We start from the raw sequence: 25552 nt of genomic DNA, 5'->3' as shown, positions 1-25552 counted from the left end.
TCTCGAAGACACAGCACCCGACCACCGCCTCCGTCGGCCCGTACTCATTCACGACCACCGACCCCGGAGCCCGCGACAGCCAGTCACGAACCACCACACCGGGCAGAGCCTCACCACCCACAACCCAGGTACGCGCGGAAGAAGCGACCGAAGCGTCGTCGAGCATCTCCACCAGCAGCGGCAGGTGAGCAGGAACGGCCTTGACCAGACCAAAACCACCAGGCTCCCGGATCAGCTCCGCCACCCCCTCGGCGCCACCAACCTCACTCGCCACCACGGCGGAGCCGGACACCAGCGGCACCAGAACACTGGTCACCGTCAGATCGAAAGCCAGGGACGAGTGCAGAGGAGCACCGCCACCGCCCTGAGCCATCCGGTAGGCGCCCACCGCCCAGGCCACATAGTTCGCCAGACCACCATGAGTGACAGCCACACCCTTCGGCCGGCCCGTCGAACCCGAGGTGTAGATGACGTACGCGAGCGACTGCGGGTCCACATCCACGGCCGGCCGCTCTGCTGACACGGCCGCCAGCTGCATCCGGACCAGCGCGCCATCCAGCGCCACGAACCGGTTCCGACCGGCCGGCAGATCACCAAGGATCTCCTCGGTCGTCAGCGTCAACACCGCACCCGAATCCGCCAGCATGAACCCGATCCGCTCCGCCGGATACTCCGGATCAATCGGCAGATACCCAGCCCCCGCCTTCCACACCGCGAGAACCGCCACCACCGCATCGACACCACGCGGCAGACACAGACCCACCACCGACTCCGCACCCACCCCCTGACCGACCAGATACCCGGCCAAACGGTTCGCACGGGCGTCCAGCTCCGCATACGAAACCGACTCACCGCCCCCGACCACAGCCACCGCATCCGGAGTCCGCACCACCTGCGCCGCAAACAACCCCGGCACCAACACCGACCCCAGATCGGCAGCCGTGTCATTCCACTCCACCAACACCCGACGCCGCTCGACGTCACCCAGCACATCCAGTGAGCTCAGCCGCGTACGAGGCGCCGCGACCAGCGAGCCCAGGGCACGAACGAAGCGCTCGCCCAAGCCCTCCACCGTCGTCCGGTCGAACAGGTCAGCCGCCGCGGTGACGGAGCCTCGCAGGCCCGCTGGGGCGCCGTCCTCGTCGAACATCTCGCCGAGGCCGACCTCCAGGTCGAATTTGGCCATCGAGGTCCCGGCCGACATCCCGCCGGCTCGCACGCCCGGCAGGTCGAGGATGGCCTCGGCGTTGTTCTGGAGGTCCAACTGGACCTGGAACAACGGGTGTCGAGCCATCGACCGCGACGGCGCCAGCTCCTCCACGAGCCGCTCGAACGGCACCTCCTGGTGGGCGAGGGCCGACAGGCTCGTCTTCCTCACCCGGCCCAGGACCTCGCGGAACGTCGGGTCGCCCGACAGGTCGGTGCGCAGGACCAGGGTGTTGATGAAGAAGCCCACCAGATCATCCAGCGCGACATCCGTGCGGCCCGCGTTCGCGGAGCCGATCGGAATGTCGGTGCCCGCCCCGAGGCGCGACAGGGTCATGGCGAGCGCGGCCTGGAGGACCATGAACGTGGTCACGCCCTCGGCGCGGGCCACCTTCGCCAGCTGCGCGTGCACCTCGGCCGGGATCTCCAGGGGTACGGCGTGCCCCTCGTGGGAGGCGACGGCGGGCCGTGTCCGGTCGACGGGGAGGACCAGCTCCTCGGGCGATCCGGCCAACGCCGTCCGCCAGTGAGTGATTTGGCGGGAGATCAGGCTCTCCGGGTCGTTCTCGTCGCCGAGGAGCTCGCGCTGCCAGAGCGCGTAGTCGGCGTACTGGACCGGCAGCGGCTCCCACTCCGGGACGCGGCCCGCGACGCGCGCCGCGTAGGCGGTGGTCAGGTCGTTCGCCATCGGCGTCCAGGACCAGCCGTCTCCGGCGATGTGATGGACGACGACGAGCAGGACTCGTTCGTCTGCCCCGGTCTCGAACAGCCAGGCCCGGATCGGGACGTCGGCCGCCAGGTCGAACTCGTACTCCGAGGCCTCCTTCACCGCGTCGGTCAGGGCTTCCGGCGCGACCGAGGTGACCGCGAGCCGCCAGTCCACCTCGTCGAGGGGCAGGACGCGCTGGTACGGCTGGCCGTCGGCCGTCGGGTACACGGTGCGCAGGACCTCGTGGCGACCGATCACGTCGCGCAGGGCGTGTCCGACGGCCCGGACGTCGATGTCGCCGGCCATGCGCAGGGCGACCGGGATGTTGTAGGTGGCACTCGCTCCCTCCAACTGGCGGATGAACCAGAGGCGTTGCTGGGCGAAGGAGAGCGGCACCCGCTCCGGCCTCTCGCCCGCGGTGAGCGCGAGGCGGGCCTCGCCGGCTCCGTCCAGTTCGGCGGCGAGACCGGCGACGGTCGGGGCGTCGAACAGGACCCGGATGTCGAGGTCCACGCCGAGGACCGCACGCACCCGGCTGGCCAGGCGCACCGCGAGGAGCGAGTGGCCGCCGAGGGCGAAGAAGTCGTCGTCGACCTCGACCCCGGGCACGCCGAGGACCTGGGCGAACACGCCGCAGAGGAGTTCCTCGCGGATGTTGGACGGGCCCCGTCCGGCCGCCGCCGTGCCTGCCGAGTAGTCGGGGGCGGGCAGGGCCTTGCGGTCGAGCTTGCGGTTGACCGTCAGTGGCAGGGCGTCGAGGGCGACCACGGCGGACGGGACCATGTACTCGGGCAGTCGGTCGGCCGCGAGGGCGAGGAGCGACGCCGTGGTGGACGGCGACCAGGTCGCCCCTTCCTCGGAGGAGGGTACGACGTAGGCGATGAGCCGCTTGTCGCCGGGGCTGTCCTCGCGGACGACCACCGCGGCCTGGGCGACCAGCGGGTGGCTGGTCAGGACGCCCTGGATCTCGCCCGGTTCGATGCGGAAGCCGCGGATCTTGACCTGGTCGTCGGTGCGGCCGGCGAAGACGAGCTGTCCCGCCGCCGTCCACTTGGCCCGGTCGCCGGTGCGGTACATCCGCTCGCCCGGCGTGAAGGGGGAGGCGACGAAGCGCTGGGCCGTCAGGTCGGGGCGGCCCAGGTAGCCGCGGGCGAGGCCCACGCCGCTGACGTACATCTCGCCCGCGACGCCGACGGGGACGGGCGCGAGGTATTCGTCCAGGACGTACACCTCGGTGTCGAGCACGGGGGTGCCGATGGCGACCTCGGCGGATTCCGGGTCGCACGGCCACAGGGTGGCGTCGACGGTGGTCTCGGTGGGCCCGTACGAGTTGAAGAGCCGGTGGCCGCGCGCCCAGCGTGCCATGACGTCGGGCGGGCAGGCCTCGCCCGCGACGACGAGGACGGTGTCCGGGTCGATGCTGTTCTCGTCGAGGGTGGCGAGGACGGCGGGCGGCAGGGTGGCGTGGGTGACACGCTGCTCGGCCAGGAAGGCCGGCAGGGCGTCGCCGAGGCGCTTCTCGCGCGGGACGACCACGAGGGCCGACCCGGACAGGAGGGCCATGAGCCACTCCCAGCCGAAGGTGTCGAAGCTCGCGGAGGCGAACTGGGCGACCCGGGCGCCGGGGCCGACGCCCAGGTGGCGGACGTGGCCCGCGACGAGGCCGGCGATGCCGGTGTGGGAGACGAGGACTCCCTTGGGGCGGCCTGTCGAGCCCGAGGTGTAGATCACGTACGCGGGGTGGGTCACCTCGAGGTCGACGCGCGGCGGTCCGTCCGCCGCGGCGCCGCCCTCCTCGATGAGCAGCGTCTCGACGGGGATCCTGCCGGCCGTGTCCGCCGAGGCGAGGACCAGGGCCGGTGCGGCGTCGCCGAGCATGTAGGCGATCCGGTCGGCCGGGTACTCGGGGTCGATCGGCATGTACGCGCCCCCGGCCTTCAGGACGGCGAGCAGCGCCACCATGAGGTCGGTGCCTCGCTCCAGGCAGACCGCGACGACCGACTCGGGGCCGACTCCCCGCCGCACCAGCTGGTGAGCCAACGCGTTCGTGCGAGCGTCCAGTTGGGCGTACGTGAGCTCGGCACCGTCGGCGACGACGGCTGCCGCGTCCGGGGTGCGCGCCACGTGCGCGGCGAACAGCTCCGGCACCGTGGTGGGCGCGATGTCGGTGGCGGTGTCGTTCCACTCGAGCAGGAGCCGGTGGCGCTCGGCGTCGTCGAGGACCGGGACCGCGCTGAGGCGGGTGTCCGGCTCGGCGGTCAGCGCGTCGAGGACGTGGGTCAGGCAGGCGACGAGCCGCTCGGCGGTGGCGGGTTCGAACAGGTCGGCGGCGGCGGTGACGGAGCCCCGCACCCCGGCGGGGTGGCCGCTGTCGTCGAATGCCTCGCCGACGATGACGTCCAGGTCGAACTTGGCCTTGGAGGCGCCGGTGGTCAGTGCCCTGGCGTCGAGGCCGGGCAGTTCGAGGACGGCCTCGGCGGTGTTCTGCAGGGTGAGCATGACCTGGAAGAGGGCGTGCCGGGCCATGGAGCGGCTCGGCGCGAGCTCCTCGACGAGCCGCTCGAAGGGCACGTCCTGGTGGGCGAAGGCCGCCAGGCTCCGCTCCCGTACGCGGCCGAGGACCTCGCGGAACGTCGGGTCGCCGGACACGTCCGTACGCAGCACGAGGGTGTTGACGAAGGAGCCGATCAGGTCGTCGAGCGCCTCGTCGGTGCGTCCGGCGTTGGGCGAGCCGATCGGGACGTCGGTGCCGGCGCCCAGGCGGGACAGCAGCATGGACAGCGCCGCCTGGAGCACCATGAACGCGGTGACGCCCTCGGCGCGGGCCACGTCCACGAGGCGGGCGTGCACCGTGGCCGGGATGTCGACCGGGACGCTGTGGCCCCGGTGCGAGGCGATGGCTGGGCGGGTGTGGTCGAAGGGCAGCTCCAGCTCTTCCGGGGATCCCTCCAACGCGCTTCGCCAGTGAGCCACTTGCCGACCCATCACGCTCTCGGGGTCGCGCTCGTCGCCGAGCAGCTCGCGCTGCCACAGCGCGTAGTCGGCGTACTGGACCGGCAGCGGCTCCCAGACCGGTGTCCGGCCCTCGCGGCGGGCCGCGTAGGCGACGGACATGTCCCGGGCCAGTGGACCGGTGGACCAGCCGTCGGTGGCGATGTGGTGCACCACCACGACGAGGACGTGCTCCTCGGGCGCCAGCTCGAGCAGCGTGGCGCGCACGGGGACCTCGACGGCGAGGTCGAAGACGTGCTCCGCCGCCTCGGCGACCGCGGCCGCCAGGTCCTCCTCGGCGACCCGCGCCACCTGCGGCTCCCACGCCAGCTCGTCGAGGTCGACGACCTGCTGGTACGGCTCGCCGTCGGCGACCGGGAACAGGGTGCGCAGCACCTCGTGCCGGCCGATCACGTCCCGCAGGGCCGCTCCGAGCGCCGCGCGGTCCAGGGCGCCGGTCAGCCGCAGCCCCATCGGGATGTTGTAGGTGGAACTGGGTCCCTCCAGCTGGCCGATGAACCACAGGCGGCGCTGGGCGAAGGAGAGCGGAGTGCGGGCCGGCCGCTCCATCCGGGTCAGGGCGGTCCGGGCCGCTCCGACGCCGGTGAGCCGGGCGGCGAGCGCGGCGACGGTCGGGGCCTCGAAGAGGGTGCGCAGCGGCACCTCCACACCGAGCACGGTGCGGACGCGGCTGATGAGCCGGACCGCGAGCAGCGAGTGGCCGCCGTACGCGAAGAAGTCGTCGTCGACGCCGATCGAGGGCACCCCGAGGACCTGCGCGAACACCCCGCACAGGATCTCCTCCTGGAGGGTGGCCGGACCGCGCGCGGTGCTGCCGCCGTCGGCGTAGGCCGGGGCGGGCAGGGCCTTGCGGTCCAGCTTGCCGTTGGCGGTCAGGGGCAGCGCGTCGAGGACGACGACGGCGGACGGGACCATGTGGGCGGGCAGCCGGTCGGCCGCGAATCCGAGGATGTCGGTGGCCGGTGCCCGGTGGTCCTCGGCCGGAACGGCGTAGGCGACCAGGCGCTTGTCGCCGGGTGTGTCCTCTCGGACGACGACGACGGCCCGGTCGACGGCCGGATGGGCGGCGACGACGGACTGGACCTCGCCCAGCTCGATGCGGAAGCCGCGCACCTTGACCTGGTCGTCGACGCGGCCCAGGTACTGCAGCCGGCCGTCCGGGCTCCAGCGCGCCAGGTCTCCGGTGCGGTAGAGCCGGTCGCCGGTGCGGGAGAACGGGTCGGCGACGAACCGTTCGCCGGTCAGGGCCGGGCGGCCCAGGTAGCCGCGGGCCAGGCCGGCGCCGGCGACGTACAGCTCGCCGGCGACTCCCACCGGGACGGGCGAGAGCGAGGTGTCGAGCACGTAGGTGCGGGTGTTGCCGATGGGCGTGCCGATCGGGACGTCCGTGACGCCCGGCTCGCAGCGCCACACGGTGGCGTCGACGGTGGTCTCGGTCGGGCCGTATGTGTTGTACATGGTCCGGCCGTGTGCCCAGCGCTCGATCAGCTCGGGCGAGGAGGCCTCGCCGCCGACCTCGAGAACGACGTCCGCGCCGATCGCCCCGTCCTCCAGGCCCGCCAGGACGGCGGGCGGCAGCGTCGCGTGCGTGACGGCCTGCTCGGCGAGGAACGCCGCCAGGTCCGCGCCGAGGCGACGGTGGGCCGGGACGACCACGAGGGTCGCGCCGCAGGTGAGGGCAAGAGACCATTCCAGGCAGAAGATGTCGAAGCTCACCGAGGCGAACTGCGCCACCCGCGAGCCCGGACCGGCCTCGAAGCGGGCGAGGCCCGCGATGGTGTTGGTGAATCCGGCGTGGGTCAGGACGACGCCCTTGGGGCGGCCGGTCGAGCCCGAGGTGTAGATGACGTACGCGGGGTGCTCGGGCCGGATCGGCGTGCCCAGCGGACCGTCCGCCAGGCCGTCGAGCTCCGCGTCGTCCAGGACGACGAGTCGCGCGTCCGACTCCGGCACGGCCGCGACCGTGCCCGTGGAGGCGATGACCGCCACGGGGGCGGCGTCACCGAGCATGTACGCGATGCGCTGGGCCGGGTAGTCGAGGTCGACGGGCAGATAGGCGCCGCCCGCCTTCAGCACGGCGAGGACCGCGGTGACCAGGTCGGCGCCGCGCTCCAGGCAGAGCGCCACGACCGACTCGGGGCCGACGCCCAGACTCACGAGGTGGCGTGCAGTCTGGTTGGCGCGGGCCTCCAGTTGGGCGTACGTCACCTCTGCGCCGTCGGCGACGAGGGCGATCGCGTCCGGGGTGCGGGCCGCGTGGGCCTCGAAGAGGGCGACCGCGGTGGCGTCGGGGACCTCGGCCGCCGTGTCGTTCCACGCGTCGAGCACCTGGCGCAGCCCGGCCTCGTCCAGGACCTGGACGGAACTGAGCGGCACGTCCCGGCCGTCGTCGAGGGCCGATTCGAGCGCGGCCACCAGATTGTGGGCGGCGGTGCGCATCAGGCCGCCGACCATGTGCGAGTCGACCGGGGCGACCGCGTCGACGGCCAGCTCGATGCCGTCGCCGTGGTCGTCGACGGAGAGCGCGAGCGGGAAGTTGTCCCGCTCCTCGGCGAAGCGCAGCGTGATGCCCGGCAGCTCGCCTCGCGGGGCGGTTCCGTCGGAGTTGTCGGTGTGGTGGCGGTAGTTGAACAGGGCGGTGAACAGCGGGGTGTCACCGGTGACGCCGCTGGCCCGCTGGGCCACGGCGAGCGGGGCGTGCTCGTGCTCCAGGAGCTGCGCCAGCTGCCCGCGCATCGCGGAGACGGCGGCGCGGACCCCGCCGGCGTCCGTGCGGACGCGGACGGGCAGTGTGTTCATGTACGGGCCGGGGATCCGGTCGGCGCCCTCGCCCGCGTTCATGCGGCCGAACAGGACGGTGCCGAACACCACGTCCGTGCGGCCGGACACAGCGGCCAGGACCCGGGCCCAGGCGACGTGCAGGACCGTTGCCGGGCTGGCGCCGAGGCGCCGCGAGACCTCGCGCAGGCGCCGGGTCAACTCGTCCGCGAACGGCACCACTTCACGTACGGAGGCACTGCCGTCGCCGCGCACGTCCGCGACGCCGAAGGGTGCGGTGGGTTCGGTGACGTCGCCGAGCAGGTCGGCGAAGTACCGCTCGTGCCCTGCGCGGGAGCCCGTGGCGCGCGTGCGGGCCACGAAGGTGCGGAACGGCAGCGGCTCCGGCAGCTCCCGCCCTCGGCCGGCGAGGATCGCCTGCACCTCGTTGAAGACGATCTCGAGGGCGGTGTGGTCGCGCACCAGGTGGTGCGCCCGCAGGAGCCCCAGCCAGCGGCCGTCGCCGCCGGGCACGGCCGCGACATGCAGGCCGAGCAGCGGCGCACGGTCCAGGGACATCGACAGGCCGCCCGCCGCGAGCAGCTGATCGACCGGGTCACCGCCTTCGCCGTCCTCGGGGTCGAGGGTGACCTCGATGACGGGCAGGGTGGCGTGGCGCCACACGACCTGGACCGGCTCGCGCAGGCCCTCCCACACGATGGAGGTCCGGTAGATGTCGTGGCGTTCCACCACCTGGCGTAGGGCGAGCGTGAACGCGTCGAGCCGCGCCCTGGAGTCGAACTCCAGGACCGTGGGCAGGACGTACGCGTCGTCGCCGCCCTCCGCGAGGAGGTGGTGGAAGAGCAGGCCCTCCTGGAGCGGGGCGAGCGGGTAGACGTCGGCGACGTTGGCCGCGCCCCCGTCCACAGTCGCGACGACGGTCGCGATCTCGTCGGCCGTGAGGTCGACGAGCGGCAGCATCTCCGGCGTGATCGCGGTGGCACCCGCCGGGATCAGGTTGCCCGGCACCTCCACCTGGACGGCACCCACCGCAGCGGCGAGCCCGGCCGGGGTCGGGGCCTGGAAGAAGGCCCGCACGGAGACGGAGACACCGTGCTTGTGCAGGAGGGCGACAAGTCGGATGGCGAGAAGCGACTGGCCTCCGAGCTGGAAGAAGTCGTCATCGACCCCGACGCTCTCCACACCGAGGACCTCGGCGAAGGCGGCACACACGATCTCCTCGCGTGGATTGGACGGACCGCGCACTCCGGCGGTCGTCCTGTGCTCGGGAGCCGGCAGCGCCTTGCGGTCCAGCTTGCCGTTGGCGGTCAGCGGCAGCGCGTCCAGGACCACGACCGCCGACGGAACCATGTACTCGGGCAGGCCGGCGGCCACGAACTCCGCCACGGAATCGACAAGCTCGCCAGTGGTGACGACGTAGGCGACCAGGCGCTTGTCCCCCGGCGTGTCCTCCCGTACGACCACGGCGGCCTGCGCAACCTGCGGATGCGCGGCGACCGCGGCCTGGACCTCGCCGGGCTCGATCCGGAATCCACGGACCTTGACCTGATCGTCCGTACGGCCCAGGAACACCAGCTGTCCCTCAGCCGTCCACGTCACACGGTCCCCGGAGCGGTACATCCGCTCACCCGAGACCGAGAAGGGCGAGGCGACGAACCGCTCCGCGGTCAGGCCCGGGCGGTTCACATAGCCGCGGGCCACACCCGTGCCCGACACGTACAGCTCGCCGGCGACGCCGACCGGGACGGTCCGCAGAGCCTCGTCGAGAACGTGGACGCGGGCGTTGGCCACGGGACGACCGACGACGACCTCGGCCGAGTCCGAGAGCCGGGCGATCGTGGTGTCGACCGTCGCCTCGGTCGGACCGTAGAAGTTGAAGCCCTCCACCCCGTCCAGCGACCGCAGCCGCTCCCACAGTCGCGCGGGAGTGGCCTCACCGCCCACGCCGATGCGCGAGGGGTGCCGCTTCCCTTCGAACAGGCCCTCGTCCACGAGCACTTGGAGGTACGAGGGGGTGATCTCGGCGAAGTCGACACTCGACGCATGCATCCACGTCACCAGACGTCCCGCGTCCAGCCAGGTCTCCGCGTCCGCCACGTGCAGTTCGTGACCCGTGAACAGGGCCGAGAGCTGGTTCCAGGAGGCGTCGAAGGACACCGATGTCGTCAACGCGACCCGCAGTGGCTCTCCGTCCGTGGCGAACACCGTCCGGCCGTGGCCCTCACACAGGCTCACCGCACCGCGATGCGGGACCACCACGCCCTTCGGACGGCCCGTCGAACCCGAGGTGTAGATCACATACGCCGGATGCTCGGGCAGCACCACCACATCCAGCGCACTGTCATCAAGACCCGCCAACGTCGTCACTGTGTGCGCGTCGTCCAGGAGGACCACAGCCGCGTCGGTCGCGGCCAGCACATCGGAGGTCTTGGTGGTGGCGACCACCGCCGCGGGCGCCGCGTCCCCCACCATGTACGCGATCCGGTCCGCCGGATACTCCGGATCCACCGGCAGATAAGCACCACCGGCCTTCAGCACCGCAAGCAGCGCGACAATCAGATCCGCACCCCGCTCCAGACACACCCCCACCACCGACTCGGAACCAACACCCCGAGCCCGAAGAAGCCGCGCCAAACGATTCGCCCGCGCATCCAACTCCGCATACGACAGCGACACCTCACCCGCCACCACCGCAACCGCATCCGGCGCACGAACCACCTGCACCGCAAACAACTCCGGCAACGACCCCGCACCCACCGGCACAGACGTGTCGTTCCACGCAGCCAGAACCCGCCGCTCGCCCTCACCCAGAACATCCAGCGCACTCAGCGACAGCCCCGGGTCAGCGGTCAGCAGCTCCAGCACCCGCACCCAACGAGCCACGAGACCCTCGGCCGTCTCCACGTCGAACAGATCCGCCGACGCCACCACCGAACCACGCAGCCCCGCCGGCGCACCGGCATCGTCGAACACCTCCGACACCGACGCGTCGAGATCGAACTTGGCGGTCGAGGCTCCGGCCGGGAAGCCGGCGGCATGCACGTCCGGCAGAGCGAGGACGGCCTCACCGGTGTTCTGCACCTTCAGCATGACCTGGAAGAGCGGGTGACGCGCCAGCGAGCGCGTCGGCGCGAACTCCTCCACGAGCTTCTCGAAGGGAACGTCCTGGTGCGCGAACGCGGACAGGCTCGTCTCGCGGACGCGTCGGAGGACGTCACGGAAGGTCGGGTCGCCGCTCAGGTCGGTGCGTATGACGAGGGTGTTGATGAAGAAGCCGATGAGGTCGTCCAGCGCCTCGTCCGTACGGCCCGCGTTCGCCGAGCCGATCGGGATGTCGGTCCCCGCCCCCAGCTTCGAGAGCAGCATCGCCAGTGCGGCCTGCAGCACCATGAACGTGGTCACACCCTCGGCACGCGCCACCTCGACGAGCCGCCCGTGCACCTCCGCCGGAACGGTCAGCGGAATGTTGTGCCCCAGGTGCGACGGCACCACCGGCCGCACCCGGTCCGCCGGCAGCTCCAGCTCTTCCGGCACCCCTTCCAACGCCTTCCGCCAGTAGGCGACCTGACGCGTGAGCAGGCTGTCCTCGTCGGACTCCTCGCCCAACAGCTCCCGCTGCCACAGCGCGTAATCCGCGTACTGGACCGGCAGCCGCTCCCACTCGGGCGCCCGGCCCTCACGGCGCGCCGCATACGCGACCGACAGGTCACGCGCCAGCGGCTCCATCGACCAACCGTCGGCCGCGATGTGGTGGACCGCCAGGACGAGCACGTGCTCGTCGGTTCCCGTTGCGAACAGCCTTGCCCTGATGGGTGTTTCGGACGAGAGATCGAAGGGGTGGCCGAGGGCCTCGCGGATCGCGCGGTCCAGGTCCTGCGGGGGCACGTCGGCCACCGTCAGCGCCCAGTCCAGGCCGGCAGGGTCCAGGATCCGCTGGTACGGCTCCCCTTCGGCCGCCGCGAAGACGGTCCGCAGCACCTCGTGGCGCGTGATCACGTCGCGCAGGGCCGCGCCCAGCGCGTCCCTGTCGAGCGCGCCCGTGAGCCGTAGCGCGACCGGGATGTTGTAGGTGGCGCTGGGGCCCTCCAGCTGGCCGACGAACCACAGGCGGCGCTGGGCGAAGGAGAGCGGGACGCGCCGGGGTCGCGTGGCCGGGGCGAGCGCGGTGCGGGACGGGGCGGCGTCCCCGAGGCGGGCCGCGAGCGCGGCGACCGTGGGCGCCTCGAACAGGGTCCGCAGCGGCACCTCGACGCGGAGCACGGCGCGTACCCGGCTGATGAGCCGGGTGGCGAGCAGCGAGTGGCCGCCGAGTGCGAAGAAGTCGTCGTCGACGCCCACCGCCGGTACGCCGAGGACCTGGGCGAACACTCCGCACAGCAGTTCCTCGTGGACGGTGACCGGGCCACGTCCCGCGCTCGCCGTGTACACGGGTGCGGGCAGGGCGGCGCGGTCGAGCTTGCCGTTGACGGACTGAGGCAGGGCGTCCAGCGCGACGACGGCGGCGGGCACCATGTGCTCGGGGAGCCTGGCCGCGATGAACTCCCGTACGTCGGATGTGATCTCGGTGGCACCGTCGGCGGGTACGACGTAGGCGACGAGCCGCCTGTCACCCGGGGTGTCCTCACGGGCGACGACCGCCGCCTGGGTGACGTCCGGGTGCGCGGCGGCGGCGGCCTCCACCTCACCGGGCTCGATGCGGTAGCCGCGGATCTTGACCTGGTCATCGGCGCGGCCCAGGTACTCGACACGGCCCTCGGCGTCCTGGCGCACCAGGTCGCCGGTGCGGTACATCCGCTGTCCCGGGTCGAAGGGGGAGGCGACGAAGCGTTCGGCGGTCAGGCCCGCGCGGTGCACGTAGCCGCGGGCCAGTCCTGCGCCCGAAACGTACAGTTCACCGACGACGCCCACCGGGACGGGCCGGAGCCTGGCGTCGAGGACGTAGGCGCGCGTGTTCGGCAGGGGGCGGCCGATCAGCGGGCTCCCACCCTGCTCGGTGTCGTGGCACAGGACGTGCACGGTGGCTTCGGTCGGGCCGTAGAAGTTGAGGCCGAGGGTTCCTTCGGCGGCCCGCAGCCGCTGCCACAGGGCGCTGCCGACGGCGTCGCCGCCGAGGAGCAGCGCGCGGGGGCGGTGCACACCGGCGCCGAGGAGGCCCTCGTCGAGGAGCTGTTCGGCCTGGACGGGGGTGACGGCCATGAGGTCGATGCGGGCGTCGTCGACATAGCGCGCCAGGGCGGTGCTGTCGCGGCGCACGTCGTCGGGCACGACGTGGAGTTCGTGGCCCGCGACCATCCAGAGGAGCAGCTCCCAGGACGCGTCGAAGGACAGGGAGTACGTCAGGGCGACGCGCATGCGCGGCCCGGAGCGTGTGATGACCCCGGTGCGCTGGAAGGCGGCGAGGTTGGCGAGGCCCTTGTGGGGCACGGCGACGCCCTTGGGGCGGCCGGTCGATCCCGAGGTGTAGATGACGTACGCGGGGTGGTCGGGGCGGATCGCCACGCCGAGGGGGCCGTCGTCGACGCCGTCGAGCGCCGCCCGGTCGAGGACGAGCACGGGGGCGTCGCCCCACGGGAGGGTGGTGGCCGTGGCGGTGGTGGCGAGGATGACGGCGGGGGCCGCGTCCTCGACCATGTACGCGATGCGGTCGGCCGGGTAGTCCGGGTCGACGGGCAGGTGGGTGCCGCCGGCCTTGAGGACGGCGAGGAGGGCGACGACCGGTTCGATGCCGCGTTCCAGGCACACGCCGACGACGGACTCGGGTCCGATCCCCCGCTCGACAAGCAGGCGCGCCAACTGGTTCGCGCGCGCGTCGAGTTCGGCGAAGGAGAGGGAGTGGCCGTCGGCGGTGACGGCGACCGCGTCGGGGGTGCGTGCGGCCTGGGCCTCGAACAGTTCGGGGACGGTGGCGGGTGGCACCTCGGTGGCGGTGTCGTTCCATGAGGTGAGGACCTGGTGGCAGCGGTCGTCGTCGAGGACGTCGATCGCGGCGAGCGGGCGGGCCGTGCCGGCGTCGAGGTCGTCGAGGACCCCGGCGAGGGCGGTGCGCAGCAGGGCACCGACGTCGTGCGGGTCGACGGGGTCGCGCGCGTCCATGGCGAGCGAGAGCGTCTCGCCGTTGTCGTCGACGGAGACGGCGAGGGGGTAGTTGGAGCGTTCCCGGGCGAGGAGGGTGCGAATGCCGTCGAGTTCCTGGTCGCCGCCGGCGCCGCGCCGGTAGTTGAACAGGGAGGTGAACAGGGGCGTGTCGCCGGTGACACCACCGGCCCGCTGGGCGGTGGCGAGCGGCGCGTGCTCGTGCTCGACGAGCCGGGCGAGCTGCTCGCGGAGCGCGGACAGCGCGGCGCGGGCGTCGAGTTCGCCGGTGCGCACGCGCACGGGCAGCATGTTGACGTACGGGCCCGGAGCCTGACCGCCGCCGGCGGGGGCGCTCATGCGCCCGGACAGGACGGTGCCGAAGACCACGTCGTCGTGGCCGCTGACGGAGGCCAGGACGCGGGCCCAGGTGAGGTGCAGGACGGTGGCGGGGCTCGCGCCGAGGCTGCGGGAGACGTCGCGCAGGCGGCGGGTGAGTTCGGGTGCGATGGGGAGGCGGGCCCGGGACGATCCGGCACCGTCGCCGCGTACGTCCATCAGGCCGTAGGGAGCGGTGGGTTCGGTGACGTCGCCGAGCAGTTCGGCGAAGTACGTCTCGTGGTCGGCGCCTTGGAGGCCCGTACGGATCCGGGCCACGAAGCCGCGGAAGCGGGCGGGCTCGGGCAGTTCTGCTCCGCGCCCCGCGAGGAAGGCCCGTACTTCGTCGAGGACGACCGCGAGGGCCTCATGGTCCTGCACCGCGTGGTGGGCCCGGACGAGGGCGAGCCAGCGGCCTCCGGCGGGGTCGGCCGTGACGTGCAGTCCGAGCAGCGGGGCCCGGGTCAGGTCCATGGCGGTGCCGCCCAGGGCGAGCAGCTGCTCGACGGGGTCGTCGTCTCCGTCGAGGGTGACCTCGGTGACGGGCAGGGCGGCGTCGCGCCATACGACCTGGACCGGCTCGCGCAGGCCTTCCCACACGAGGGAGGTGCGCAGGATGTCGTGGCGCTCCACGACGCGGCGCAGCGCGTCGGTGAACGCGTCCAGCCGCTCCCTCGTGTCGAAGGCGAGGACGGTGGGCTGGACGTAGGCGTCCTGGCCGCCGTCGGCGAGCAGGTGGTGGAAGAGCAGGCCTTCCTGGAGGGGGGCGAGCGGGTAGATGTCGGCGACGTTCGCCGCGCCGCCGTCGACGGTGGCGACGACGGCGGCGATCTCGTCGGCGGTCAGATCGGCAAGCGGCAGCATCCCGGGGGTGATCGCGGTCGCGTCCGCCGGGATCAGGTTGGGGGGGACGGCGATCCGGATGGTGTTCGCCGAGGCGGCGAGGCCGGCCGGGGTCGGGGTCTGGAACAGCGCGCGCACGGGCACGTCGATGCCCAGGACGGCCCGGGCCCGGCCCGTGAGTTCAACGGCCAGCAGCGAGTGGCCGCCGAGGGCGAAGAAGTCGTCGTCGACGCCGACGTTCGCCAGGCCGAGCACCTCGGCGAAGACCGCGCACAACAGCTCCTCGCGCAGGTCGGCCGGGCCCCTGCCCGCGCTCGTGGCGTAGTCGGGCGCGGGCAGGGCCTTGCGGTCGAGCTTCCCGTTGGCGGTCAGCGGCAGTGTGTCCAGCACCAGCACCGCAGACGGCACCATGTAACCCGGCAGGCTCGCGCCCACGTGGGCTCGTAGCTCTGCGCCATCGAGTTCTCCCTCCTCTCCACTGACGGGTGTCGTGTAGGCCACGAGCCGGGCGTCGCCCGGGGCGTCCTCGCGGACGACGGCGACGGCGCGGGCGACCCGGGCGTGGCGTTCGAGGACGGCCTCGACCTCGCCCAGCTCGATCCGGAAGCCGCGGACCTTGACCTGGCCGTCGGTGCGGCCCAGGCATTCCAGGGCGCCGCCGGGACGGATGCGGGCGACGTCGCCGGTGCGGTAGAGCCGCCCGCCGGGGACGAACGGGGATGCGACGAACCGTTCGGCGGTCAGGGCAGCTCGGCCCAGGTATCCGCGGGCCAGCTGGGCGCCCGCGAGGTAGAGCTCTCCCGTGGCGCCGGGGGCCACCGGCCGCAGCCGGTCGTCGAGGACGTAGGCGCGGGTGTTGGCGAAGGGCCGGCCGATGAGGACGGGGCCTTCGGTGACCGGGGCGGAGGTGGCCCAGATGGTGGCTTCGGTGGGCCCGTACAGGTTCACGGCACGCGCGCCGATGGCGTGCAGCTCGGCGGCCAGTTCCTGGGGCATGGCCTCGCCGCCGACGAGGGCGCGTGCGGATGCGGGCCAGTCACCTGCGTCCAGGAGCGCGCGCCACAGGGAGGGTACGGCCTGCAGGGCGGTCGCGCCGCTGGTACGAACGAGGTCGAGGAGGGCGTGGGGGTCCCGGACGGTGTCACGGTCGGCGAGGACGACGGTGGCTCCGCCCACGAGCGGCAGGAAGAGTTCCAGGGCCGCGATGTCGAAGGAGACCGTGGTGACGGCGACCAGTCGGTCGCCCGCGCCGAGCGGCACGCGCTCGGCGGCGGCGTACAGGTGGTTGACGAGGGCCTGGTGGCCGACGACGACGCCCTTGGGGCGGCCGGTCGAGCCGGAGGTGTGGATGACGTACGCGGGGTGCTGCGGGAGCAGGGCCGCGCGGCCGAGCCGTGTGGCCGCTTCGCACGTGGCGAGCTCGCCGTCGAGGACCATCACGGACGTGTCGGTCGGGGGTATCGCGGGGGCGCAGGCGAGGTCGGTGAGCACGCAGACGGGGCGCGCGTCGGCGAGCATGTGGGCGATGCGCTCTTCGGGGTACTCCGGGTCGACCGGCAGATAGGCGCCGCCGGCCTTGACCACGGCGAGCAGCGACGCGACCAGGTCCGCTCCGCGCTCCATCACGACGGCGACGACCGCCTCGGGGCCGACGCCGCGGTCGGCGAGGAGGTGCGCCAACTGGTCGGCGCGTGAGTCGAGTTCGGCGTAGGTGTACGAGTCCTCGCCGTCGACGAGGGAGATCGCGTCGGGGGTACGGGCCACCTGGGCCTCGAAGAGGTCCGGCAGCGTGGCGGCCGGGACGTTCGTGTCGGTGTCGTTCCATTCGGAGAGGACCTGGTGCAGTTCGGCGTCGTCCAGGAGCCGTACGTCGCCGACGCGGGTGCCGGGGTCGGCGGCGAGGGCCTCGGCGACGCGGGCGAGCCGGTCGGCGATCCCCTGTACGGATTCGGCGTCGAACAGGTCGGCGGCGCCGATGAGGGAGCCGCGCAGCCCGGCCGGGGCGCCGCTCTCCTCGAACGTCTCGCCGACCCCGACCTCCAGGTCGAACTTGGCGGCGGAGTTGCCGGTGGGCACCGGCTCGGCGTGGACGCCCGGCAGTCGGAGGGCCGCGTCGCCGGTGTTCTGGAGCATCAGCATGACCTGGAACAGCGGGTGCCTGGCCAGGGAGCGGGTCGGGGCGAGCTCCTCGACCAGCTTCTCGAAGGGAACGTCCTGGTGCTCGAAGGCCGACAGGCTCGCTTCCTGGACACGGGCGAGGAGTTCACGGAACGTCGGGTCGCCCGACAGGTCGGTGCGCACCACGAGGGTGCTGACGAAGAAGCCGACCAGGTCGTCGAGTGCCTCGTCGCCGCGGCCCGCGTTGACGGAGCCGATCGGGATGTCGGTGCCCGCGCCGAGCCGGGACAGGGTCACGGCGAGCGCGGCCTGAAGCACGGTGAACAGGGTGACGCCTTCGGCCAGCGCGATCTCGGCGAGGCGCGCGTGGACCGGAGCGGGCAGCTCGAAGGGAACCGTGTGGCCGGTGTGCCCGAGGACGGCCGGGCGGGTCCGGTCGTACGGCAGCCGCAGCTCCTCCGGCACGTCCGCGAGTGCCGAGCGCCAGTGAGCGGTCTGCCGGGAGAACAGGCTTTCCGGGTCGCTCTCGTCGCCGAGGAGCTCGCGCTGCCACAGTGCGTAGTCGGCGTACTGCACGGCCAGCGGTTCCCAGGCCGGGGGCGTGCCCTTGGTGCGGGACGCGTAGGCCGTGGACAGGTCACGGGCCAGCGGTCCCATGGACCAGCCGTCGCCCGCGATGTGGTGGACGACCATGACGAGCACGTGCTCGTCGGGTGCCGTGGTGAACAGCCACGCCCTGACGGGGAGTTCGGCGGTCAGGTCGAAGGCGTGGCCGACGGCGGCCGCGATCTCCCCGTCCAGGTCGGCCGGGGGGACGTCGGCGGCCGTCAGGCGCCAGTCCAGGTCGGTGGCCTTCAGGACGCGCTGGTAGGGCTCACCGGCCGCGACGCCGTACACGGTGCGCAGGATCTCGTGGCGGCCGATGACGTCCCGCAGGGCGGCGTCGAGCGCTTCGGGGTCCACGGCGCCTGTCAGGCGTTGCGCGACGCGGATGTTGTAGGCGGAACTCGGCCCCTCCAACTGGGAGATGAACCACAGCCGACGCTGCGCGAATGACAACGGGATCATCAGGACTCCTCCTGGTTACGCATCGGCCGCAGCGCGGGCCTAGCAGAGCTCACATTTCCAAGCTGTCGTACGAGCCCGGACACCGTCCGCGCACTGAGGAGCACCCGCAGGGGCACCTCGACCCCGAGCACCGTTCGCAGACGGCTCGTGAGGCGGGCGGCGAGCAGGGAGTGCCCGCCGAGGGCGAAGAAGTCGTCGTCGACGCCCACGTCCGTCAGACCGAGGACCTCGGCGAACGCCGCGCACAGGACCTTCTCCCGCTCGGTGGCGGGCGCGCGGCCGGTGCGCGCGACGGGTCCGGTGTCGGGCAGGGCCCTGAGGTCCACCTTGCCGTTGGGTGTCAGGGGCAGGGCGTCGAGGACGACGAAGGCGGAGGGCACCATGTGCGCGGGCAGCCGCCTCTCGGCGAACTGCCGTACGTCGGCGTCCAGTTCGTTCCCGTCGGATGCGGCGGGAACGACGTAGCCGACCAGGCGCCTGCCGCCCGTGTCGTCCTCTCGGACGACGACGGCGGCCTGCTTCACGCCGGGATGAGCGGCCAGGACGGCCTGGACCTCCCCCGGCTCGACACGGAAGCCTCGGATCTTGACCTGGTCATCGACGCGGCTGGCGAACACCAGCCGGCCGTCGGATGTCCAGCGCACCCGGTCGCCCGTGCGGTAGAGCCGCTCGCCCGCCCCGTCGAAGGGCGAGGCCACGAATCGCTCGGCGGTCAGTGCGGGGCGGCCCACATAGGCGCGGGCGAGCCCGGCGCCCGCGACGTACAGCTCGCCGTCCACGCCGGCGGGGACCGGGTTGAGGCTCTCGTCGAGCACGTACACCCGGGAGTTGGTGATCGGCGTGCCGATGCCGGGCCGGTCGTCGTCTTCGTCGAGCGCGTCCGACATGGTCGCGCACACGGTCGTCTCGGTCGGGCCGTACGCGTTGACGAAGCGGCGGCCGCGCGAGAAGCGGGCGACCAGTTCGCCGCCGAGCGCCTCACCGGCCGACACCAGGGTGGTGACCGGGGCGAGGTCCTCGGGTTCCAGTACGGCCAGGACGGCGGGCGGCAGTGTGGCGTGCGTGACCCCCTGGCGCGCCACGAGTTCGGCGAGTCCGCCGCCCGGGAGCAGCGTCTCGGCGGGCGCCACCACCAGGCGGGCGCCCGAGCACAGCGCCATGACGAGTTCCCAGGTCGCCGCGTCGAAGCCCGGCGAGGCGAACTGGAGGACCCGGCTGCCGGCGCCGACATCGAACCGCTCGATCTGTGCGGTCACCAGACTGGCGACGCCGGTGTGCGTGACGATCACACCCTTGGGCCGGCCCGTCGAACCCGAAGTGAAGATCATGTACGCGGGATGGGCGGGCCGCAGCCGGCCGCTCCGATCCGCTTCGTCGAGGACTCCGGCGTCCAGCGCCCCGATCTCCGTCGCGAGATCCGGATCGTCGAGGACGAGGACCGGCGCCTCGGTGTCGCCCGGGACGACCGGCGCGCACAGCGCCGACGCCAGGACCGCCACCGCGCCCGACTCCCTCAGCATGAACGCGATGCGCTCCGCCGGGTACTCCGGGTCGACGGGCAGATAGGCGCCGCCCGCCTTGAGGATGCCGATGAGGGTGACGATCAGCTCGACACCGCGCTCCCGCACCACCGCGACCACCGACTCGGGGCCGACACCCCGCCCGGTCAGGAACCGGGCGAGCCGGTTGGCCCGGGCGTCCAGCTCCGCGTACGTCAGCTCGGCGCCGTCGGAGGCCACGGCGACCGCGTCCGGCGACTGACGGACCCGCGCCGCGAACAGCTCGGGCACCGTCGCGGGCGCCACGTCCGCCGTCGTGTCGTTCCACTCGGTGAGGACCCGGTGGCGCTCGTCGCCGACCAGCACACCGACCGTGCTCAGCGGCAGGTCGGCCGCGCCGTCCAGGGCCTGCTCGGCGGCGTCCACCAGTTCCTCGACGGCGGTGCGGACCAGGGCGGCGACGGTGGCCGGGTCGATCGGGGCGACGGCGTCGACGATCAGCTCCAGGCCGTCGCCGTCGTCGTCGACGAGCAGGGCGAGCGGATAGTTGGTTCGCTCGCGGGTGAACAGCAGCCTGGTGCCCGGCAGGGACGCGTTCCAGCGTTCGTCCAGGTCCTCGCCGATGCTCCGCCGGTAGTTGAGGCAGGCGGTGAACAGGGGGGTGTCACCCTCCAGGTCGGCTGCACGCTGCGCCACGACCAGCGGCGCGTGCTCGTGCTCCAGGAGCCGGGCGAGCTGGCCGCGCATCGCGGTGATCGCCCCGAGCACGCCGAGCCGGGCCGTGGGAACACGTACGGGAAGCGTGTTGATGAACGGGCCCGGCACCCGGTCGGCCCCGACGCCCGCGTTCATACGGCCGAACAGGACCGTGCCGAACACCACGTCCTGCCGGCCGCTGACCGCGGCCAGGACCCGGGCCCAGGCCACGTGCAGCACGGTCGCCGCGCTGACGCCCGCCCGCCGCGCCACTTCCCGCAGCCGCCCCGCCAGTTCGGGGGCGGCCGCGACACGGGCCCGGGCGAGCGAGGCGCCGTCGCCGCGCGCATCCGTCAGGCCGAAGGGGGCCGTGGGCTCCGTGACGTCGCCGAGCAGCTCGGCGAAGTACCGCTCGTGCTCGGAGAGGGCCACGCCGCCGCGCGCCTGGGCGACGAAGTTGCGGAACGGCAGCGGCTCGGGCAGCTGGTCGCCGCGACCGTCGAGGAAGGCGGTGACCTCCTCCAGAAGCACTTCGAGGGCCGTGCCGTCGCGCACCATGTGGTGGGCGCGGATGAGCGCGAACCAGTGCTCCGGTTCGGTCCCTGCGGGGACTGCCGCGACGTGCAGGTCGATCAGCGGGCCCCGGCCCAGGTCCATGCGAGCACCGCCCGCCTCGACGAGTTCGGCGACCGGGTCGGTGCCGTGCGGGTCCAGGACGACCTCCGTCACGGCCAGAGGGGCCTCGCGCCACACCACCTGCACGGGCTCGCGCAACCCCTCCCACACATAGGAGGTCCGGTAGATGTCGTGCCGCTCCACCACCCGCCGCAGCGCGTCGGTGAAGGCGTCGAGCCGGGCCCGCGAGTCGAACTCGAGGACCGCCGGCATGACGTACGCGTCGTCGCCGCCGTCCGCCAGCCGGTGGTGGAAGAGCAGGCCCTCCTGGAGCGGGGCGAGCGGGTAGACGTCCTTCACGTTGGCCGCGCCGCCGTCGACGGAGGCGACCACCACGGCGACTTCGTCCACGGTCAGTTCGACGAGCGGCAGCATGGCGGGCGTGATCTCGGTGGCTCCGGCCGGGATGAGGTTGTCGGGGACGACGACCTGCTCCGTACCGGCGGACGCGGCGAGCGATGCCACGGTCGGGTTGTCGAACAGGGTGCGCACGGAGACGGAGACGCCGCGCCCCCGCAGGATCTCGACGAGGCGTACGGCCACCAGCGAGTGGCCGCCCAGCTCGAAGAAGTCGTCGTCGACGCCGACGCTCTCCAGATCCAGGACCTCGGCGAACGCGGCGCAGAGGATCTCCTCGCGCACGTCTGCCGGGGCCCGGCCCGCCCCCGCGACAGCCGCGAGGTCAGGTGCGGGCAGGGCCTTGCGGTCCAGCTTGCCGTTGCCCGTCAGCGGCAGCCCGTCCAGGACCACGACCGCCGACGGCACCATGTGCTCCGGCAGCCGCTGCCCCACGAACTGCCGAACAGACGCCGGAAGCTCATCACCGCCCTCGTACCGGTCGTTCGGAACGACATAGGCGACGAGCCTGCGGTCGCCCGGGACGTCCTCACGGGCGACCACGGCGGCCTGGTCCACCAGCGGATGCCCGGTCAGCACACCCTGCACCTCACCCGGCTCGATACGGAAGCCGCGGATCTTGACCTGGTCGTCGGCCCGGCCCAGGAAGACCACCTGGCCGTCCGCCGTCCACTTCGCCCGGTCACCCGTCCGATACATCCGCATCCCGGGCTCGTAGGGGTTGGCCACGAACCGCTCGGCCGTCAGAGCCCCACGCCCCAGGTAGCCACGCGCCAACTGCGCACCCGAGACATACAGATCCGCGACCACTCCGATCGGAGCCGGCTGCAGGTACGCGTCCAGCAGGTAGAAGCGGGTGTTGGCGATCGGAGATCCGACCGGCACCGCCTCCCCGGCGACCCGCTCCGGGGTCAGCCGTGCCGTGGCGACACCGATCGTGGTCTCGGTCGGCCCGTAGTGGTTGTGGACCTCACGCTCACCGGCAGCGGCCAGCAGCTCCCGCAGCCACACCGGCGAGGCAGCCTCACCACCCAGAACCAGCGACCCGGTCGGCAGGACGCCTTCCACACCACCAGCCGCCGACAGCGCGGCCAGGTGAGAAGGCACCGCCTTGAAGTGATCGATCCGGTGCTCGGAGAGATACGACGCCACCGCCCGCGGATCAGTGACCGCACCCTCATCGAGAACATGCAGCTCACCACCGGTCGCGAGGCTGGCGAAGACCACGGTGTTGCCGAGGTCCGTCGCCTGCGCCTGCAGCAGCGCGTACCGCGCGCCGGGCCGACCAAAGCCCACCCGCTCGGGAACGGATCCCACATAGTTCGCAAGACCGCCATGAGTCACAGCCACACCCTTGGGCTGACCCGTCGAACCCGAGGTGTAGATGACATACGCCAAAGACTCCGACGCGACACGACGCCCGGGACGATCGGTCGAGGCCGCCGCCAGCTGCATCTCCACGAACGTGTCGTCGATCGCAACCAGACGCGAACGGCCGGCCGGCAGCTCGTCCAGGATCTCCTCGGTCGTCAGCGCCAGCGCGGCCCGGCTGTCCCGCAGCATGAACGCGATCCGGTCCGTCGGCTGCGCCGGATCCACCGGCAGGTAACCCGCACCCGCCTTCCACACACCCAGAATGCCCGCGACCATGTCCACACCACGCGGCAGACACAGACCCACCACCGACTCCGCACCGATGCCCTGACCGATCAGGTAATGCGCAATCCGATTCGCCCGCGCATCCAACTCCCCATACGAGACACCGGAACCCTCCGACACGACCGCCACCGCATCCGGCGCGGCCGCGGCCCTCGCCTCGAACAGCTCGTGCACAAGCCCCGCCGAACCATCCGACGCCGTGTCGTTCCAGCCGACCAGCACCCGCCGACGCTCGTCCTCAGCCAGCACCTCAAGGGTGCTGAGGCGCCGGCCCGGGTCGTGCGACAGGAGATCCAGGAGTGTGGCCCACGCGTCGGCGATCCTGCCCGCCCATACGGCGTCGAACAGGTCGGCGGCGACGGTGACCGAGCCGCCGAGGCCGGCCGGGGCGCCGTCGGTGTCGAAGGCCTCGGTGACCATGACGTCCAGGTCGAACTTGACCGCCGTACGACCCGAAGCCGCCTCGTCGGCCGCGGCGGGCGCCGCGCCCGTCCGTACTCCGGGCAGGTCGAGCACGGCATCGATCGTGTTCTGCAGGGTGAGGACGGTCTGGAAGAGCGGGTGCCGGGCCATCGAACGGGCGGGGGCCAGTTCCTCCACCAGCTTCTCGAACGGCACGTCCTGGTGGGCCATCGCCGCCAGGCTCTTCTCACGGACCCGGTCGAGGACCTCGCGGAAGGTCGGGTCACCGGACAGGTCCGCGCGGACGACCAAGGTGTTGATGAAGAAGCCGATGAGGTCGTCCAGGGCCTCGTCCGTACGGCCCGCGTTCGCCGAGCCGATCGGGATGTCGGTCCCCGCCCCCAGCTTCGAGAGCAGCATCGCCAGCGCGGCCTGCAGCACCATGAACGTGGTCACGCCCTCGGCACGCGCCACCTCGACGAGCCGGCCGTGCACCTCGGCGGGGACGCTCAGCGGAACGCTGTGGCCCAGGTGGGACGCGACCGTCGGGCGCGGCCGGTCGAACGGCAGCTCGAGCTCGACCGGAGCGTCGGCCAGCGCCTGGCGCCAGTGGGCGACCTGGCCGGAGATCAGACTGTCCGCGTCCCGTTCGTCGCCGAGCAGCTCGCGCTGCCAGAGCGCGTAGTCGGCGTACTGGACCGGCAGCGGCTCCCACTCGGGTGCCCGGCCCTCGCGGCGTGCCGCGTAGGCGACCGAGACGTCACGGGCGAGCGGTCCCATGGACCAGCCGTCACCGGCGATGTGGTGGACGACGACGACGAGCACCTGCTCGTCGGGACCGGCGTCGAACAGCCAGGTACGGATCGGTGCCTCGACCGAGAGGTCGAAGGCGTACTTCTCGGCCTCCCCGATCGCGGCGGCCAGATCCGCCGGGGCCACCTCGGCGACCGACAGCTCCCAGGCCAGGTCCTCCAGGTCCAGGATCCGCTGGTACGGCTCACCGTCCGCGACGTCGAAGACCGTACGCAGTACCTCGTGCCTCCCGATCACGTCACGCAGGGCCGCGCCGAGCGCGTCGCGATCGACACCTCCTGAAAGGCGCAGGGACACCGGCACGTTGTAGGTGGCGCTCGGGCCCTCGAGCTGGCCGATGAACCACAGGCGGCGCTGGGCGAACGAGAGGGGGATCCGCTCCGGGCGCTGACCGGCCGTGAGCGCGGTACGTGCGGTCACGGCGCCGGCGAGGCGGCCGGCGAGAGCGGCGACGGTCGGTGCCTCGAAGAGGGTCCGCAGGGGCACTTCGAGGCCGAGGACCGAACGGATACGGCTGATCAGGCGGACGGCGAGGAGGGAGTGCCCGCCGAGGGCGAAGAAGTCGTGGTCGACGCCCACTTCCTCAAGTCCGAGGACCTGTGCGAAGACGCCGCACAGCAGTTCTTCCTGGAGCGTGGACGGGCTTCGGCTGTCGGTGGTGGCGTACTCGGGCGCCGGCAGGGCCTTGTGGTCGAGCTTGCCGTTCACCGTCAACGGCAGCACGTCCAGGACCACGACCGCCGACGGAACCATGTACCCCGGAAGCCGACCAGCCACGAACTCACGCACGCGAACCGGAAGATCAACAGACGACTCCCCGCCCGCCACCACATAGGCGACCAGACGCGGATCCCCCACAACCTCCTCACGCACCACCACAGCCGCCCGCCCGACACCCGGACAACCCGCCACCACCGACCGGACCTCACCCGGCTCGATACGGAACCCACGGATCTTCACCTGCTCATCCGCACGCCCCACAAAAACCAGCTCACCCCCGGCCGTCCACCGCACCACATCACCCGTGCGATAAAGCCGTCCCCCACCCGACGAAAACGGATCAGCCACAAACCGCTCAGCAGTCAGCCCCGCACGCCCCACATATCCACGCGCCAACTGCACCCCACCCACATACAACTCACCAGCCACACCCGGAGCCACCGGACACAAAGACTCATCCAGCACAAACATCCGCGTATTGGCCACCGGACCACCAAACGGCACCACCCCCGAACCATCCGCATCCACATCACCCACCGCAGTGATC

General features: G+C 72.4%; 2 protein-coding genes. Both read right to left on the bottom strand.

Annotation, left to right across the window (positions count from 1 at the left end; all coding sequences use genetic code 11):
- Positions 1 to 18184, bottom strand: an 18184-nt coding sequence (locus ACFVZW_RS32325) for a non-ribosomal peptide synthase/polyketide synthase (protein WP_384528934.1), incomplete at its 3' end; no start/stop codon positions are given.
- A complete protein-coding gene (locus tag ACFVZW_RS32320) occupies positions 18184 to 25509 on the bottom strand; it encodes an amino acid adenylation domain-containing protein (protein WP_384528937.1) in 7326 nt (2441 codons plus the stop codon). The genes ACFVZW_RS32320 and ACFVZW_RS32325, both read right to left, overlap by 1 nt.
- Between the last annotated feature and the right edge of the window lie 43 nt (positions 25510 to 25552).

The sequence above is a fragment of the Streptomyces sp. NPDC059567 genome, from assembly GCF_042735655.1.
Classification (GTDB): domain Bacteria; phylum Actinomycetota; class Actinomycetes; order Streptomycetales; family Streptomycetaceae; genus Streptomyces.
The sequence above is the reverse complement of the archived record's forward strand: the minus strand, read 5'-3'. Positions and strand labels throughout refer to the sequence as shown.